The organism is Xenorhabdus bharatensis (assembly GCF_037996705.1).
Taxonomy (GTDB): domain Bacteria; phylum Pseudomonadota; class Gammaproteobacteria; order Enterobacterales; family Enterobacteriaceae; genus Xenorhabdus; species Xenorhabdus bharatensis.
The window spans coordinates 66,098-80,594 of record NZ_JBBMXG010000013.1 but is presented as its reverse complement, the minus strand read 5'-3'; the positions used below and the strand labels follow the sequence as shown (position 1 = coordinate 80,594).

General features: G+C 43.2%; 10 protein-coding genes. 4 read left to right on the top strand and 6 right to left on the bottom strand.

All coding sequences use genetic code 11. From position 1 onward, the window contains the following. Nucleotides 1-122: 122 nt before the first annotated feature. From AAC855_RS13615 to lolB, 6 genes are all read right to left on the bottom strand, one after another. Nucleotides 123-2,078, bottom strand: coding sequence for an autotransporter outer membrane beta-barrel domain-containing protein (locus AAC855_RS13615; protein WP_340610324.1), 1,956 nt, complete (start codon nt 2,076-2,078; stop codon nt 123-125). Nucleotides 2,079-2,340: 262 nt separating this feature from the next. Beyond that, a complete protein-coding gene (locus AAC855_RS13610) occupies nt 2,341-4,500 on the bottom strand; it encodes an autotransporter domain-containing protein (protein WP_340610323.1) in 2,160 nt (719 codons plus the stop codon). Between the two features lie 411 nt (nt 4,501-4,911). Next, nucleotides 4,912-6,999 (bottom strand): autotransporter outer membrane beta-barrel domain-containing protein, encoded by a 2,088-nt coding sequence (locus AAC855_RS13605; protein ID WP_340610321.1) that lies wholly within the window; start codon nt 6,997-6,999, stop codon nt 4,912-4,914. 662 nt (nt 7,000-7,661) lie between these two features. After that, nucleotides 7,662-8,609 carry a ribose-phosphate diphosphokinase gene (gene prs / locus AAC855_RS13600; RefSeq protein ID WP_141554498.1) on the bottom strand — a complete coding sequence of 316 codons (948 nt, stop codon included), beginning with the start codon at nt 8,607-8,609 and terminating at the stop codon, nt 7,662-7,664. A gap of 97 nt (nt 8,610-8,706) precedes the next feature. Continuing rightward, complete coding sequence (gene ispE, locus AAC855_RS13595) at nt 8,707-9,576, bottom strand: 4-(cytidine 5'-diphospho)-2-C-methyl-D-erythritol kinase (RefSeq protein WP_340610320.1); 870 nt, start codon at nt 9,574-9,576, stop codon at nt 8,707-8,709. Beyond that, a complete protein-coding gene (gene lolB / locus AAC855_RS13590; protein ID WP_340610319.1) occupies nt 9,576-10,193 on the bottom strand; it encodes a lipoprotein insertase outer membrane protein LolB in 618 nt (205 codons plus the stop codon). Before lolB ends, ispE begins: the two co-directional genes overlap by 1 nt. A 244-nt stretch (nt 10,194-10,437) precedes the next feature. Between lolB and hemA the strand changes: the two genes are divergently transcribed. The 4 genes from hemA to sirB1 are packed head-to-tail and all read left to right on the top strand — an operon-like array spanning nt 10,438 to nt 14,496. After that, the gene (gene hemA / locus AAC855_RS13585; RefSeq protein ID WP_340610318.1) at nt 10,438-11,697 is read left to right on the top strand and encodes a glutamyl-tRNA reductase; all 1,260 of its coding nucleotides are present in this window, start codon (nt 10,438-10,440) and stop codon (nt 11,695-11,697) included. 30 nt (nt 11,698-11,727) lie between these two features. Continuing rightward, on the top strand, nt 11,728-12,810 hold the full coding sequence (prfA, locus tag AAC855_RS13580) for a peptide chain release factor 1 (protein WP_340610317.1): 1,083 nt from the start codon (nt 11,728-11,730) through the stop codon (nt 12,808-12,810). After that, nucleotides 12,810-13,697, top strand: a complete 888-nt coding sequence (prmC, locus tag AAC855_RS13575) for a peptide chain release factor N(5)-glutamine methyltransferase (protein WP_340610316.1) — start codon at nt 12,810-12,812, stop codon at nt 13,695-13,697. The genes prfA and prmC overlap by 1 nt, the downstream gene beginning before the upstream one ends. Beyond that, a complete protein-coding gene (sirB1, locus tag AAC855_RS13570) occupies nt 13,681-14,496 on the top strand; it encodes an invasion regulator SirB1 (RefSeq protein WP_340610315.1) in 816 nt (271 codons plus the stop codon). The genes prmC and sirB1 overlap by 17 nt, the downstream gene beginning before the upstream one ends. Nucleotide 14,497 lies beyond the last annotated feature (1 nt).

Below are 14,497 nucleotides of genomic sequence, written 5' to 3'. Positions count from 1 at the left end.
TATTTTGAAGTAACGCTATTATTAGCTTTGCACACAATATAAAAATACGTATTTTTGTACCCACGTATTTCAGTTATTTCAAGTTGCAGCTGATAACGCTGCAACTTGAAAGGTAACAAAACTTAGAACACAGCATTAATTCCCAGATTGATATTATAGTCAGGCTCCTCACCACTACCTTCATTACGGGTTACGCTAATAAAACTATGCAGGTTATTGACCAGACCCATATTCATCCCAAGGGTATATTGTCGCCAGTTTTTGCTCCGTTTATTACTTTCTATTACAAAGGAAGTTTTGGTGGCGTTAATAGCACTGCGTATTTTAGTGCTGAGATCCCCGAATTGGCGGTTAAACTGAATAGCAGCATAAGGATTAAAGCGACCTAACTGTGTGTCTACACGCCAGCCCAGAGTGCCGACTTCAGATGTATATTTCTGACCAGAAAAGTGCATGGATGTACTGTTATTTGCGTGTTCACGATAACCGTTAACATCACCTTTATCCCAGACAAACTGAACAATCGGGCTGGTAGTGATGACCTCATTAACAGGAATATTCCAGTTAGCAGTAATGCGGGCACCCCATTGTTTACCCGTTGTTGAACCAATTTCTCTGCGGGTAGCTTTACCAAGCTCGATATTACGGATCAGGCTGTCGTAATTTGTATGTGAATAATGGAGATCAGCACTCAGCCATGCATTGTCATAGAGATTCCATAGACCGTAAGCGATGGCGGTATGCCCCAGCCCTTCATAAGTGAAGCTGGAAGCGACAGTTCGCTCATCTTCGTAGTGGGAATAGAGTGCTCCCAGTAATAAATTATCTGTCAGTTGGTAGTCACTACCCAACGTGAAGGTATCATTACCGCTATGTGTATAACCACCAAATACGCCGATTTTTCCCGGTGTATTGCCGGCATCGCGGAGTTGTTGTAAATGGCCATCAAGGAATGATCGAACACCCTTGACCGGGAGTTGATTGACACTTGTCAGTGATGCCACAAGGAATGGCGCAGTATAGATTGAGGTAATGTATTGACCGGCGACGTGATGAACATATGGGGTTGGGTGGAAGCCATCTGAGAATAAAAATTCTTTGTCTTTATCAAAATTTTTATCTTTTGAAGAGCACTTATTCGCGTCTATTCCCTGAGGACAAGAGTAACCTAATGTATTCTGAATACCGTAGGCATAGGGGTTTTCCATGACCTCATGCAGTAGGGCATTAATGTCAGCACGAAGAATATTGCCATGACTTTGGCTGATTTTATCATCCACCTGTTGGTTATAACTATCAGTGAGCTCTGAGGCTTTTTGGCGGTATGTGTTATAAAAACTCGCCAAAGCATCTTTAGGTAGCCTAGATTCTTTTGCCAACTTTTCAAGGAGCTTATTTAGTGCCATCTCGCGGGCTTCACCGCTGGGAATATCGTGTTTGTTAATCTCCTTATGGATCTTTTCTAATATTTCTTTAATTTGTTTTGGCGTTTTGTTCAGGGTTGTTAATCCCTTTGTAATCAATTCTTCCATCATTCTGGGCGTTGTTCCCACATCAGGAACGGTGGGTACAATGATTAATCCGGCCCCGGCTTTGACCAGATTGTTGATTTGGTTTGATGTGGCATTTGCACTGGAATCAACAATTTTATGTGATTGTTTAGAATCACCTGTTATAAAATTATAAGCTTTTAAAGCAGTAGTAATGTCATTACCACCTACCCAATGAATATAGATGCCATTTGGATCGGCTTTTCCTCCATGTTGTTTAAGATAATTATTTAACTGATCTTCTGTTGTATAAGGATGGTCTGGCATCGGTAGCGCGGTTGCACCTCCCTCAGCATAGTTAGTCCCATTTTTATTGGAAGGCCTTAAGTCGTCTTTACCGGTAATGTAGTGGCTCACATATTCATCATACAGTTCGCTATTTGCTCCATCGGTTGTGTAACGTCCGTTATTTCCACCGTCACTCAGACTATCGCCGAAAACATAGGTATTGTTATAAGCATAGGAATTTGTAATGAAACTGGTTAAAAGTAGTGTTGCAGTTGATATTCCGAAAAGTACTTTTTTCATTGGAGTTCTCCAGAGAACGTAGCCATTGCTTTCTTCACAGCTCTTATCCCCCAATATTGCTGGATTAAGAGTTGCTTCCTTATATCCCCTGATAATTTCAATTCGATATTACTTCTGGCTACTTATACGGAAAATCAACGTGATGTGGATGTATATAGAAAGAGAAAATATGACGGGACAAGAAAAGCGCAAGGGAGAGATTATTTTCCCTTGCGCTTTATTTTGCTTGTTGTTTTTTAGCTTTATTTTTTACGACATCAAATCAGAAGCGAGAGCTGACACCCAGACTGAAATTGTAGTTTGTATCCTGCGAACTGCCTTCATTACGGGTAACAGAAGCAAAACCATGGATATTACCGAACAGGTTGGCATTCGCACCTATAGTATATTGGCGCCAGTCTCTGCTCTGTTTACTGCTATCCGTAACAAACAATGTCTTGGTGGAGTTAATCGCACTGCTTAGTTTGTACTGGGTATCGCCGAACTGGTGGTTAAACTGAATGGAGGCATATGGGTTAAAACGCCCCAACTGGGTATCTACCCGCCAGCCCAGTGTTCCGACTTTAGAGGTATAGTTTTGGTCACTGAAATGCATGGCAGAACTGTTATTGCCGGATTCACGATAACCTTTAACATCACCTTTATCCCAACTGAACTGCACAATCGGGCTGGTGGTGACAATATCAGTGACAGGAATATCCCAGTTAGCAGTAAGACGGGCACCCCATTGTTTACCGGTGGTTGAGCCTGTTTCTTTACGGTTTGCCTGACCAAGCTGGATGCTACGGGTCAGGCTATCGTAATTGATACGGGCATAGTGAATATCACCACTCAGCCATGCGTTATCAAAGAGATTCCACAGTGCATAACCCGTTGCTACATGCCCATTTCCTTCGTAATTAAAGTTAGAAACGAGGGAACGATCAAATTTGTTGTTGGAGTACAGAGCGCCCAGTAAAAAGTTTTCCGCCAGTTGGTAATCGCCGCCTAACGTAAAGGAGTCATGACGGTTATCGGTATAGCTACCGAAAACCCCAAATTTTCCCTGTTCATTGCCGGTATGGCGTAGCTGTTGCAGATGACCATCAAGGGAGGCACGGGTGCCTTTAACCGGGGTGCGGTTGACTTGGTTCAGAGTCATTACTTGGGATGGGGCGATAAGGGTGGATACTATATATTGGCCCATAATTTTGTGTGCTAATGGTGATGGGTGGAAGTTGTCAGAGAATATTTTTTTTATAACATCATCAAAGTCTTTATCTCCAGATTTGCATTTCGTGGCGCTTACACCTAAGCCACAGGAATAACCTAGGTTATTGCCAAAACCATAACTAAATGGATTATCTATAACTTCATTTAATAAGCCGTAGATATCAGCGCGAAGGATATTGCCGTTACTTTGGCTGATTTTATCATCAATTATACTATTATAAAGGCTTGTGAGTTTTGTCGCACCATTACTGGCGTTGGCATATCCTTCAGAAAATTCTTTCGCAATTTTTTTAGGATCTATTCCATAATTTTTAGCAAATTGTTTCGCCATATTTTCGATCTGTTGTTCAGCTACTTCTTCAGATAGTTTTTCTCCCGTTTCTTTTTCTCTCTTTTCCACTTCTTTTTTAGCCATTTCTCTGAGCATATCTTCGGCTAGCTGTCCCATCCCATCAAATACATTTTCGAGCGCTTTTTTGCGCGCATCATTATTAGGAAGAGTGGCTTGATTTATTTTTGTACGAATGCCACTCAAAATGCTTGTCGTTGTATTTTCAATGGTAAGCTTTATTTCTTCTGGTGACTTTCCTTCTGCCTCCATATATTTTGTTAATAAGGGTTCTAATTTATTGTTTAATCCTATTTTCAAAACGTTTTCCAGTAACCTAGGGCTAGCTCCAACATCGGGTACATTTGGCGCAATGATTAATCCGGCTCCGGCGTTCACTAACTGCGTTATTTGCTCTGAGGCTGCATAGGCGCTGTTTTTCACAATATTCTGTGCAATAAAAGGATTTTGCTGACCAGCTATTAAAGCAGCAGCAAGGTCATTACCACCAATCCAATGGATATAAACGCCGTTAGAGTCAGCTTTTCCATTTGTACTTGCAAAATATTTATCAATTTGTGCCTTTGTTGTATTGTTAGGTTCTCCAAAATAGGGTTGCCAAATGGCTGTAGCGCGACCTCTAGCGTGGTTATTGCCACCTAAGTCTGATGCAAGTGGTTCTTCATTTGTCCATATTTTATTCACTATTTTAGTATATGAATCACAGGCATCATTTTCATCTTTTGCCGTGTAACATCCATTATTTCCAATATCGGTCAAACTATTTCCAAATTCATAAACCGTATTATAAGTCTTAGCATTAGCAATGGTGCTGATTGAAAGTGCTAATAGGGCAGGTGCAAATAAAAAAGCCTTTTTCACTGGTATTCTCCATAAATAGTTTTTGTTATTTATCAGTTCCCCAATTTTTTTAATGACGAAGTCTGAGCAACGACTTTTCGGAAGTTTTGAGGTGCTGACAGGTGAAATATTTTGTGAGTTCGATCAAATTGTTAACCATTCGATAACAATTGACTAAATTAGAGTATGTTCAAACGTAAAAAATAATCCATATCGCATTGAATTATTTGTAAATAATGTGATGTCTGACCAGTGTGTCTGAAATAGTTAACCCAGTATATTTATATTATTTCAGTGTTAAGTTTTATGTGGTTTAGGCTGGGGAAGGGGGGTGACGGGGATAAAAAAATGCAGGGCACAATATTGTTGCCCTGCATTTTTAATCAGCTGATTAAAATTAATCGGCTTCTATCGGGTTTATTACCTACAAAATTAGAAGCTGGCATTGATACCTAAGCTGAAATCATAGTTAGCATCTTGTGCACTGCCTTCATTACGGGTGACAGATGCAAAACCGCGTACGTTACCGAACAGATTGGCATTCGCACCTACCGTATATTGATGCCAGTCTTTGCTCTGTTTGCCACTATCCACAACAAAGGATGTTTTGGTGGAATTAATCGCACTGCGCATTTTAGACTGAGTATCGCCGAACTGGTGATTAAACTGCACAGACGCATATGGGTTGAAACGACCCAGCTGAGTATCTACACGCCAGCCCAGCGTAGCGATTTTAGAGGTGTAACTCTGGTCACTGAAGTGCATGGCTGAACTTTGATGACCGGATTCACGATAGCCTTTAACATCACCTTTATCCCAGCTGAACTGCACAATCGGGCTGGTGGTTACGATGTTGGTGACTGGGATATCCCAGTTGGCAGTAAGACGGGCACCCCATTGTGTACCTGTAGTGGAGCCGACTTCTCTGCGAGTTGCCTGACCCAGTTTGATGCTGCGGGTTAAGCTGTCGTAATTGATGTTCGCATAGTGGAGATCACCACTTAACCATGCTTTGTTAAATACGTTCCACAAACCATAGGCAGTGGCAACATGTGCATCACTTTGATAAGAGAAGTTAGAGGTCGGTGAACGCTCAGTATTATCGTTAGAGTACAGAGCACCCAGTAACAGACTTTCTGTTAGCTGATAATCGCCACCTAAGGTAAAGGTGGTATTACGGCCGCCGCTATAGCCACCGAATACACCCGTTTTCCCCTGTTCATTACCACCGCTGCGCAGTTGTTGCAGATGACCATCAAGGGAAGCACGCGTACCTTTAACCGGAGCACGGTTGACCTGATTCAGGGTCATAACCTGTGATGGGGCAATATAGATGGATTCTATGTATTGGCCCATAATTTTGTGTGCTAGTGGTGATGGATGGAAATTATCTGAGAATATAAATTCTTTACTGCTATCAAAGCCATTTTTTCCTTTTTTGCATTCACTTGAACTTATGCCTAAACCGCAGGCATAACCAAGGTTATTACTAAAACCATAAGTAAAAGGACTATCTATGACCTCATGTAATAGACTATAGATATCGGCACGTAGTATGTTGCCACCACTTTTGCTGATTTCATCATCTACTATATTGTTATAATTATTAGTGAGTTTTGTAGCACCTACACTAGCTTGAGCATACCCTTCAATAAGTTCTTTTTTAACTTTTTCTGAGTCTAAGCCAAAATCGTCATGAGCTTTTTGCGCTAGTCCATCAAATACTTTTTGGAGTGCCAGCTCACGACCTGTACCGCTAGGAATATCATGCTTATTAACTTCTATATGGATTTCAGTCAAAATATCTTTGATTTTAGTCGCAATTTCTTTTTTGATTTCTTTTTTGATTTCATCCGATGATTTCCCTTCCTTTTCTAGCTTCGCTGTTAACACTGGAGCTAATTTTTGTTCTAATCCTGAACTCAACACTGTTTCTAGTAATTTAGGGGTTGTACCAACATCAGGTACAGTTGGTGCAATAATCAATCCGGCACCAGCATTTACCAATTGGTTAATTTGTTGAGCAGCAGCGTTTGCACTGTCTTTGATGATGATACTCGGCTCTTTAGGCATTTCCTCTGGAAGAGGAAGAATTCCTGCTTTAATAGCGTTTAACTTCGCACCAGTTTCTAAAGCCACGGCAAGATCATTTCCACCTACCCAATGGATGTAGATCCCATTAGAATCTGCTTTACCATTATTTTGCTTTAGGTAACGATTAACTTGTGCTTTTGTATTAGGATTAAGAAGGTTTAGCCAAAAATTATCACGTGGCATTCTTAGGGCTGTTGCACCACCTGCTGCATAATTGGTACCACTATCTTTAAGATTTTTACCAGTTAATGCCTGAGAAAGATATTCGTCATATAATTCTTCCTGGTTGGTTGTAAAACGGCCATTAATTCCACCATCACTCAAACTATCACCAAAAACATAAAGATGGTCATAAGCATGGGCATTAGAGATGGTGCTGATTGAAAGTGCTAACAGTGCTGGTGTGAATAAAAATGCCTTTTTCATTAGCATTATCCTTACTTAAATAGTTTTTATTTATCAGCAACATCGACTTTTTTAATGGCAAAGCCTAAGCGACGCCTCTTCATAAATTTGAAGGTGCTGATAGGTTGAATATGTCTGATTGATATCTGGCTGGTCAGGTCAATATCTATGGGCAACAACTTTTCTGGATTGAATGGTGTTTCCTGTCTGAGTAGTCCAAATGAGCCTGAAATTTATCTCATCAGATAATTTTAACTTTTTCGATGAAAAATATTTACTAACATAATTGTTGTTTTTTTAAGGTATTTTTATCGTCAGTTTTCAAAACGGCGACAGGTTAGCAGCAACCACACGGGCGCACCAGTATTGTTACGTTTATAGAAGACTGGACGTACCAGATGATTTGTTATGCACTGATGTACTAGCTGTTTTTCTGTTCAGGTATGTCTATGGCGAGTTTTCCGGAGATATTAATCATAAATCAGATTAACTTGTTGATATGGATGATTATTTTTATATTGTGAATATTCCCATGATTAACTAAACCGATATCTAATTATTTCATTTGATTGCTAAATAAACAGAAAAACCCGCTGGTACAGGCGCACCAACGGGTTTTTTCAGCGATGATTTATTTAATCACTTGTATAAGTTTGTGCTCGAAATCTGCACTGACTTATATCTTAGTGTTCAAACATTGCAGAGATTGACTCTTCATTGCTGATACGGCGGATTGCTTCAGCAAGCATGCCAGACAGTGTCAGAGTACGAACTTTGTTCAACGCCTTGACCTCATCAGACAGAGGAATCGTGTCACACACAATAAATTCATCTATCACTGAGTTCTTGATGTTTTCTACAGCATTACCAGAGAAGATTGGGTGAGTTGCATAAGCAAACACCCGCTTCGCTCCGCGCTCTTTCAGTGCTTCAGCGGCTTTACACAGCGTGCCACCTGTGTCGATCATGTCATCAACCAGAATGCAGTCACGGCCTGCAACATCACCAATGATGTGCATAACTTGAGAAACGTTCGCACGTGGGCGGCGCTTATCAATAATAGCCATGTCAGTATCATTCAGCAGCTTAGCAATAGCACGGGCGCGAACAACACCACCAATGTCTGGAGAAACAACAATCGGGTTTTCCAGCCCTTTCTGGAGCATATCTTCCAGAAGGATTGGGCTACCAAATACATTATCAACCGGAACATCAAAGAAGCCTTGGATCTGCTCGGCGTGCAGGTCAACCGTAAGAACACGGTCTACACCAACGCTGGACAAAAAGTCGGCAACGACTTTGGCAGTGATAGGCACACGCGCTGAACGAACACGACGATCCTGACGGGCATAACCGAAGTAAGGAATTACCGCAGTGATACGTCCGGCAGAAGCGCGACGCAGCGCATCGACCATAACGACCAATTCCATCAGGTTATCGTTGGTTGGTGCACAAGTGGACTGGATGATGAATACATCGCCACCGCGTACATTTTCATTGATTTGAACACTGACTTCACCGTCGCTGAAACGACCGACAGCAGCGTCTCCCAGGCTTGTGTACAGACGGTTGGCAACACGTTGTGCTAGTTCAGGGGTGGCATTACCAGCAAAAAGCTTCATATCGGGCACGAGAAAAACCTCAGGCTTGCGTCCAGAGAGATATTGTTGACCAATCAAACCGCTACTCATTAAAGCAAAACAACGATCCATTGGTTCAATAACATGTTTATCCCAGAGCTGTTTGTCTACAGCGAAATGTATGCAATGGTGAAATGTTAACGCCACGCGCAACAAAGCCCTGCATCCACTCTGGGGCTTGATTTAACACCTTACGGGCTGATGCTTCTGCTTCGAACTCGCCGAAAACACATGCACCTGTCCCGGTCAGGCGTGACGGGGTGTATTCTAACAGCCATGAAAGAAGCTGTTCAACCTTACGGAAACGTTTTCTTGCGATTGGCTCACAATCATTTTTGAATGGTGCCTGTAATAATGCGGGTAAAGTGCGGATCGGAGAATTTCTTTTTAATTCAGGATCTGTGAATATTTTTGGGGTCGGGATCTCAATTCCGGGGTGAGCAACCAGAAACCATTTCTCTTCAGGTGAGGCGGGTTGGAGTTTTTCACCGATACCTTCGGCAAAAGCAGCATGCCCTTTAACGAAGACAGGTACGTCCGCGCCGAGCGTGACACCAAGTTGAGCCAGTTCATCATCCGACAGGTTTGTCTGCCAGTGATAGTTCAGGGCAATCAGTACCGTGGCGGCATTGGAAGAGCCGCCACCCAGACCCCCCCCCATGGGCAGCCGTTTATGAATGCGGATATCTGCGCCCCGGTATTGGGTGCCGATTGACTGTTTTTCAGCGTGCTCTTGTAATAATCGTGCTGCGCGGACGATCAGATTATCATCATTTGGTACGCCTTTAACGGGTGTCAGCAGGTGGATCTGATTATCCTGACGGGGAGTAATGGTTATTTCATCACCATAATCCAGAAACTGAAACAGTGTTTGTAGTTCATGATAGCCATCAGAACGGCGCCCGGTGATATATAAAAATAAATTTAATTTTGCCGGAGAAGGCCAGGTTAAAGTCATTATTGGGTAGTCCAGTTATCCATTTTCAGTTTAATACGGTTTTTACCTTGGGTCAGTTCCAACCGGTTTGGTAAGGCGGGAGTCATTGAAGTATCGTATCCCTGATAATTTACCTGCCAGATTTCACCATTTTCTTTATCGCTTACCGATTTAAGCAGATAATTTTTATCCAGTTGAAAATCACGGGCATTTCCGGGGAGGCCGATAATCCAGCTTTTCAGATTATCCAAAGGAATATTCATATTGGTCAGCTTATAAATCAGTTCTTCCGGATTATGGCTGATATATTTTTTCCCTTCACTGTCCGTAATCTGGGTCATATTAGGCTGGACAGCTAATTCCAGCTCAGTTGTCCCTAATGGATTCAGCAGAAGCAGCTTGTAGTTATTTGCTGCATATTGTTGCCAGAAAAAACGGGCATACACTTTTTTTTCATTTGCCAGATAAGCGAAAGAGCCCCGGGTTTGATAATGAGTCAAATTTTGTAGTTGTGCTTTACGATCATTCCATTGTGGGGAGCTCATTGACCCTGTTCCGTCTGGTGCCTGTGTAACGGTACAGGCCGTCAGCAGAACAGCGGAGAGGGGAAGTAAACGAAAAAATGATGGTATTTTCATAGGGTAGCCCAAGGATGTGATAGCGAATAATGTGCAATCAAAGTCTATAATCAAGAAGGTAATTTAGCGAAGTTTCGTTAAAATTTCCCGAATAATTATAGTCGAACTGTTTGATTGACTTTTATTGAACTGTTGCATCAAGTAGAATGCTCAACCAATGAGAGTCCTTACGAAAGGTGTAGGTTTATGAGAATGATTATTAATATTGTTATGAGCCCATACCAGATAACTCAACGCAGTTAAGATGACTTTATTAGCACTCGGTATAAATCACAAAACAGCGCCTGTTTCTTTGCGTGAACGGGTAGCCTTTTCTCCCGATACGATAGGGCTTGCACTTGATAACCTGCTCCAGCAGCCGCTGGTGAAGGGTGGGGTTGTGCTGTCAACCTGTAATCGCACTGAACTGTATCTCAGCGTTGAACAGCAGGATAACCTGAAAGAGCAACTCATCAATTGGTTATGCGAATATCACCAGTTAAACCACGATGAACTCAACACGAGCCTTTACTGGCATCTGGGAAGTGATGCTGTCAGTCATTTAATGAGGGTGGCCAGCGGTCTGGATTCACTGGTACTTGGTGAACCTCAAATTTTAGGTCAGGTGAAAAAGGCCTTTTCTGAATCGCAGAACTCCCAATCCTTATCTGGTGAATTAGAGCGTCTGTTCCAGAAATCATTTTCTGTTGCCAAACGGGTCAGAACTGAAACAGAAATTGGGGCGAATGCGGTTTCTGTCGCTTTTGCTGCCTGTACGCTTGCCCGGCAGATCTTTGAGTCGCTTTCTCAGTTAAGTATTCTGCTGGTGGGCGCCGGGGAAACCATTGAGCTGGTCGCCCGTCATCTTAAAGAGCATCGAGTCAAACACCTTATGATTGCCAACCGCACGAAAGAACGTGCGTATACGTTGGCGAGTGAGGTGAATGCGGAAGTGATATCCCTGTCAGAAATTGATACCCGTCTGGCAGAAGCAGATATAGTCATTAGTTCCACCGCCAGTCCTTTACCGATTATTGGTAAAGGCATGGTCGAACGGGCACTAAAATTGCGCCGTAATCAACCCATGCTGTTGATTGATATTGCTGTTCCCCGGGATATCGAGCCGGATGTTGAGAAATTGAGTGACGCTTATTTGTACAGTGTCGATGACTTACAGGCCATTATTCAGCAAAATCTGGCGCAACGTAAAGCGGCGGCTGTGATTGCTGAAGGAATTGTACAACAAGAAAGCACTCATTTTATGGATTGGTTGCGTTCGCAGGGCGCAGTTAATACAATTCGCGAATATCGGGAACAGGCAGAAAAAATCAGGGCTGAGATGACTGCAAAAGCAGTAATGTCCATACAACAGGGTGCTGACGCAGAACAGGTCATCAACCAGTTAACTCACCAATTGACGAATCGTCTGATCCATACACCAACTAAATCACTCCAAAAGGCTGCCAGTGACGGCGATTTAGAACGCCTGAATCTCCTGCGGGACGGCCTTGGGCTGGATCCATAACCCTATTCTGAATAAGGTCTGATATTACGAATGAAGCCTTCTATTGTCGCTAAATTGGAAGCATTGCAAGAACGCCATGAAGAAGTACTGGCTCACCTCGGTGATGCCGAAGTGATCGCTGATCAAGAGCGTTTCCGTGCATTATCAAAGGAATATGCTCAACTTACTGATGTAACGAGCTGTTTTAAATCCTGGAAAACAACTCAGGATGATTTACAGACAGCCGAGATGATGCTTGATGACCCTGAAATGAGGGAAATGGCGCAGGAAGAACTCAAGGACGCAAAAATTCGTAATGAAGAGTTGGAACAGCAACTCCAGTTATTATTGTTGCCAAAAGATCCGGATGATGAGCGCAACTGTTTTCTGGAAGTTCGTGCGGGAACCGGCGGTGATGAAGCGGCAATATTTGCCGGAGATCTGTTCCGTATGTATAGCCGTTACGCAGAATCCCGTCGTTGGAAAGTCGAGATTATGAGTGCTAACGAAGGGGAACATGGCGGTTACAAAGAGGTTATCGCGAAAGTTTCTGGTGAGCAGGTTTACGGGCATTTGAAATTTGAATCAGGTGGTCATCGTGTTCAACGTGTGCCGGAAACAGAATCTCAGGGGCGTATCCACACTTCGGCCTGTACAGTAGCGGTACTGCCGGAAATTCCGGAAGCTGAATTACCGGAAATCAGCTCGGCAGATCTGAAAATTGATACTTTCCGTTCTTCCGGTGCGGGTGGTCAGCACGTTAATACCACCGATTCCGCGATCCGAATTACCCATATTCCTACAGGAATAGTGGTGGAATGTCAGGACGAACGTTCGCAACACAAAAATAAAGCTAAAGCATTATCTGTGCTGGGTGCCCGTATCCGTGCGGCTGAAACGCAGAAGCGTCAGGAAGCTGAAGCCTCTGAGCGCCGCAACCTGCTTGGTTCCGGTGACCGTTCAGATCGCAACCGGACTTATAACTTCCCGCAAGGGCGAGTGACTGATCATCGCATCAACCTGACGCTATACCGTCTTGATGAAGTCATGGAAGGCAAACTGGATATGCTGATCCAGCCAATCATTACTGAATATCAGGCTGACCAGTTATCTGCACTGTCAGAGCAGGATTAATGAATTATCAACATTGGCTGCAATACGCAGCGGCTCAGTTATCTGATAATTTGCCAGCTGGCAGCAGCCCTAAGCGAGAGGCGGAAATCCTGTTGGGGCATGTGACAGGCCGCTCCCGTACCTACCTGATAGCGTTTAGTGAAACGTCCATTTCAGGGGCAGAATCCCTTCAGCTTGATGATTTACTGGCTCGGCGACTGAACGGTGAGCCAATCGCTTATATCGTGGGTGAGAAAGAGTTCTGGTCATTGCCGCTCGCAGTATCACCTGCAACCCTGATCCCGCGGCCTGATACGGAGTGTCTGGTGGAAAAAGCACTCGAGTTATTGCCGGAAACGCCGGCACAAATACTCGATCTTGGCACGGGAACGGGAGCGATCGCTCTGGCACTGGCAACTGAAAGGCGTGATTGCCATGTGACAGGAGTCGATATTAATCCTGAAGCAGTCATACTGGCAAAAAGCAATATTGAAAAGATCAATGTTGGAAAAGTCAATGGACAAGTAGCTATTCACAATGTGAATTTTTTGCAAAGTGAGTGGTTTTCTACAGTGGGTGACAGACAATTTGATATGATTGTCAGTAATCCCCCGTATATAGATGAAAATGACCCTCATCTGAAAGAAGGGGATGTTAGGTTTGAACCGGTCACTGCCTTGATTGCCGCCCAAAATGGTTTAGCGGATTTACAGGCAATCGTGGAACAGGCCCGCCATTTTCTATTACCGAATGGATGGCTGTTATTGGAGCATGGCTGGAAACAGGGAGCAGTTGTCAGGAACCTGTTTTTAGAGAAGGGTTATCATCAGATAGCGACTTTTCAGGATTATGGTGGTAATGAACGTATCACGGTAGGTCGATGGAATAAAAATGAAACCCATAACTAATTATGAATTCAATGATGCTCCCCTGATTGATGGTATTATTCTGGTATCAAAGGCTATTCGTCCTGATTTCCCTCAGGCATTAGTGTCAGAACAGTTAGCTGTGTTAGTTGAAGAAGCACAGCAGGCACTTTTTTCAATCAATGACCATAAAGAAAAACTGCAATCATTACTGACACTTTTTTATCAAGAGTGGCAGTTTGGCGGAGCAAATGGGGTGTACTGTCTATCGGATACTCTATGGCTGGATAGTGTCATTGCTTCCCGTCAGGGGGCACCGGTTGCACTGGGTGCACTATTTGTGCATATCGCTCAGACGTTAGCTATTCCTATCTCGCCGGTAATATTTCCGACCCAGTTGATATTGCGTATTGATTTGCCTGATCAACCTGCTTGGTTTATTAACCCCATGAATGGGGAAACGCTTAATGAACATATCCTTGATGTCTGGTTGAAAGGTAACATTGGCCCGACTGTCCGGCTGGAAAAGAAAGACTTACAGGAAGCCGATAACAGCAGTTTAGTACGCAAAATCACGGATACGATCAAAGTTTCTCTGATGGAAGAAAAAAAGATGGAACTGGCACTCAGAGCCAGTGAGGTTGTGTTGATGTTTGATCCGGATGACCCGTATGAAATCCGTGATCGGGGGCTTATTTATGCCCAGCTTGACTGTAATCATATTGCGGTTTCAGATCTGAGTTACTTTGTAGAGCATTGTCCTGAAGACCCTATCTCAGAGATGATAAAAATGCAGATTAACTCTATAGATAGAGAGCGTAGACCCATCGTGCTGCACTAAC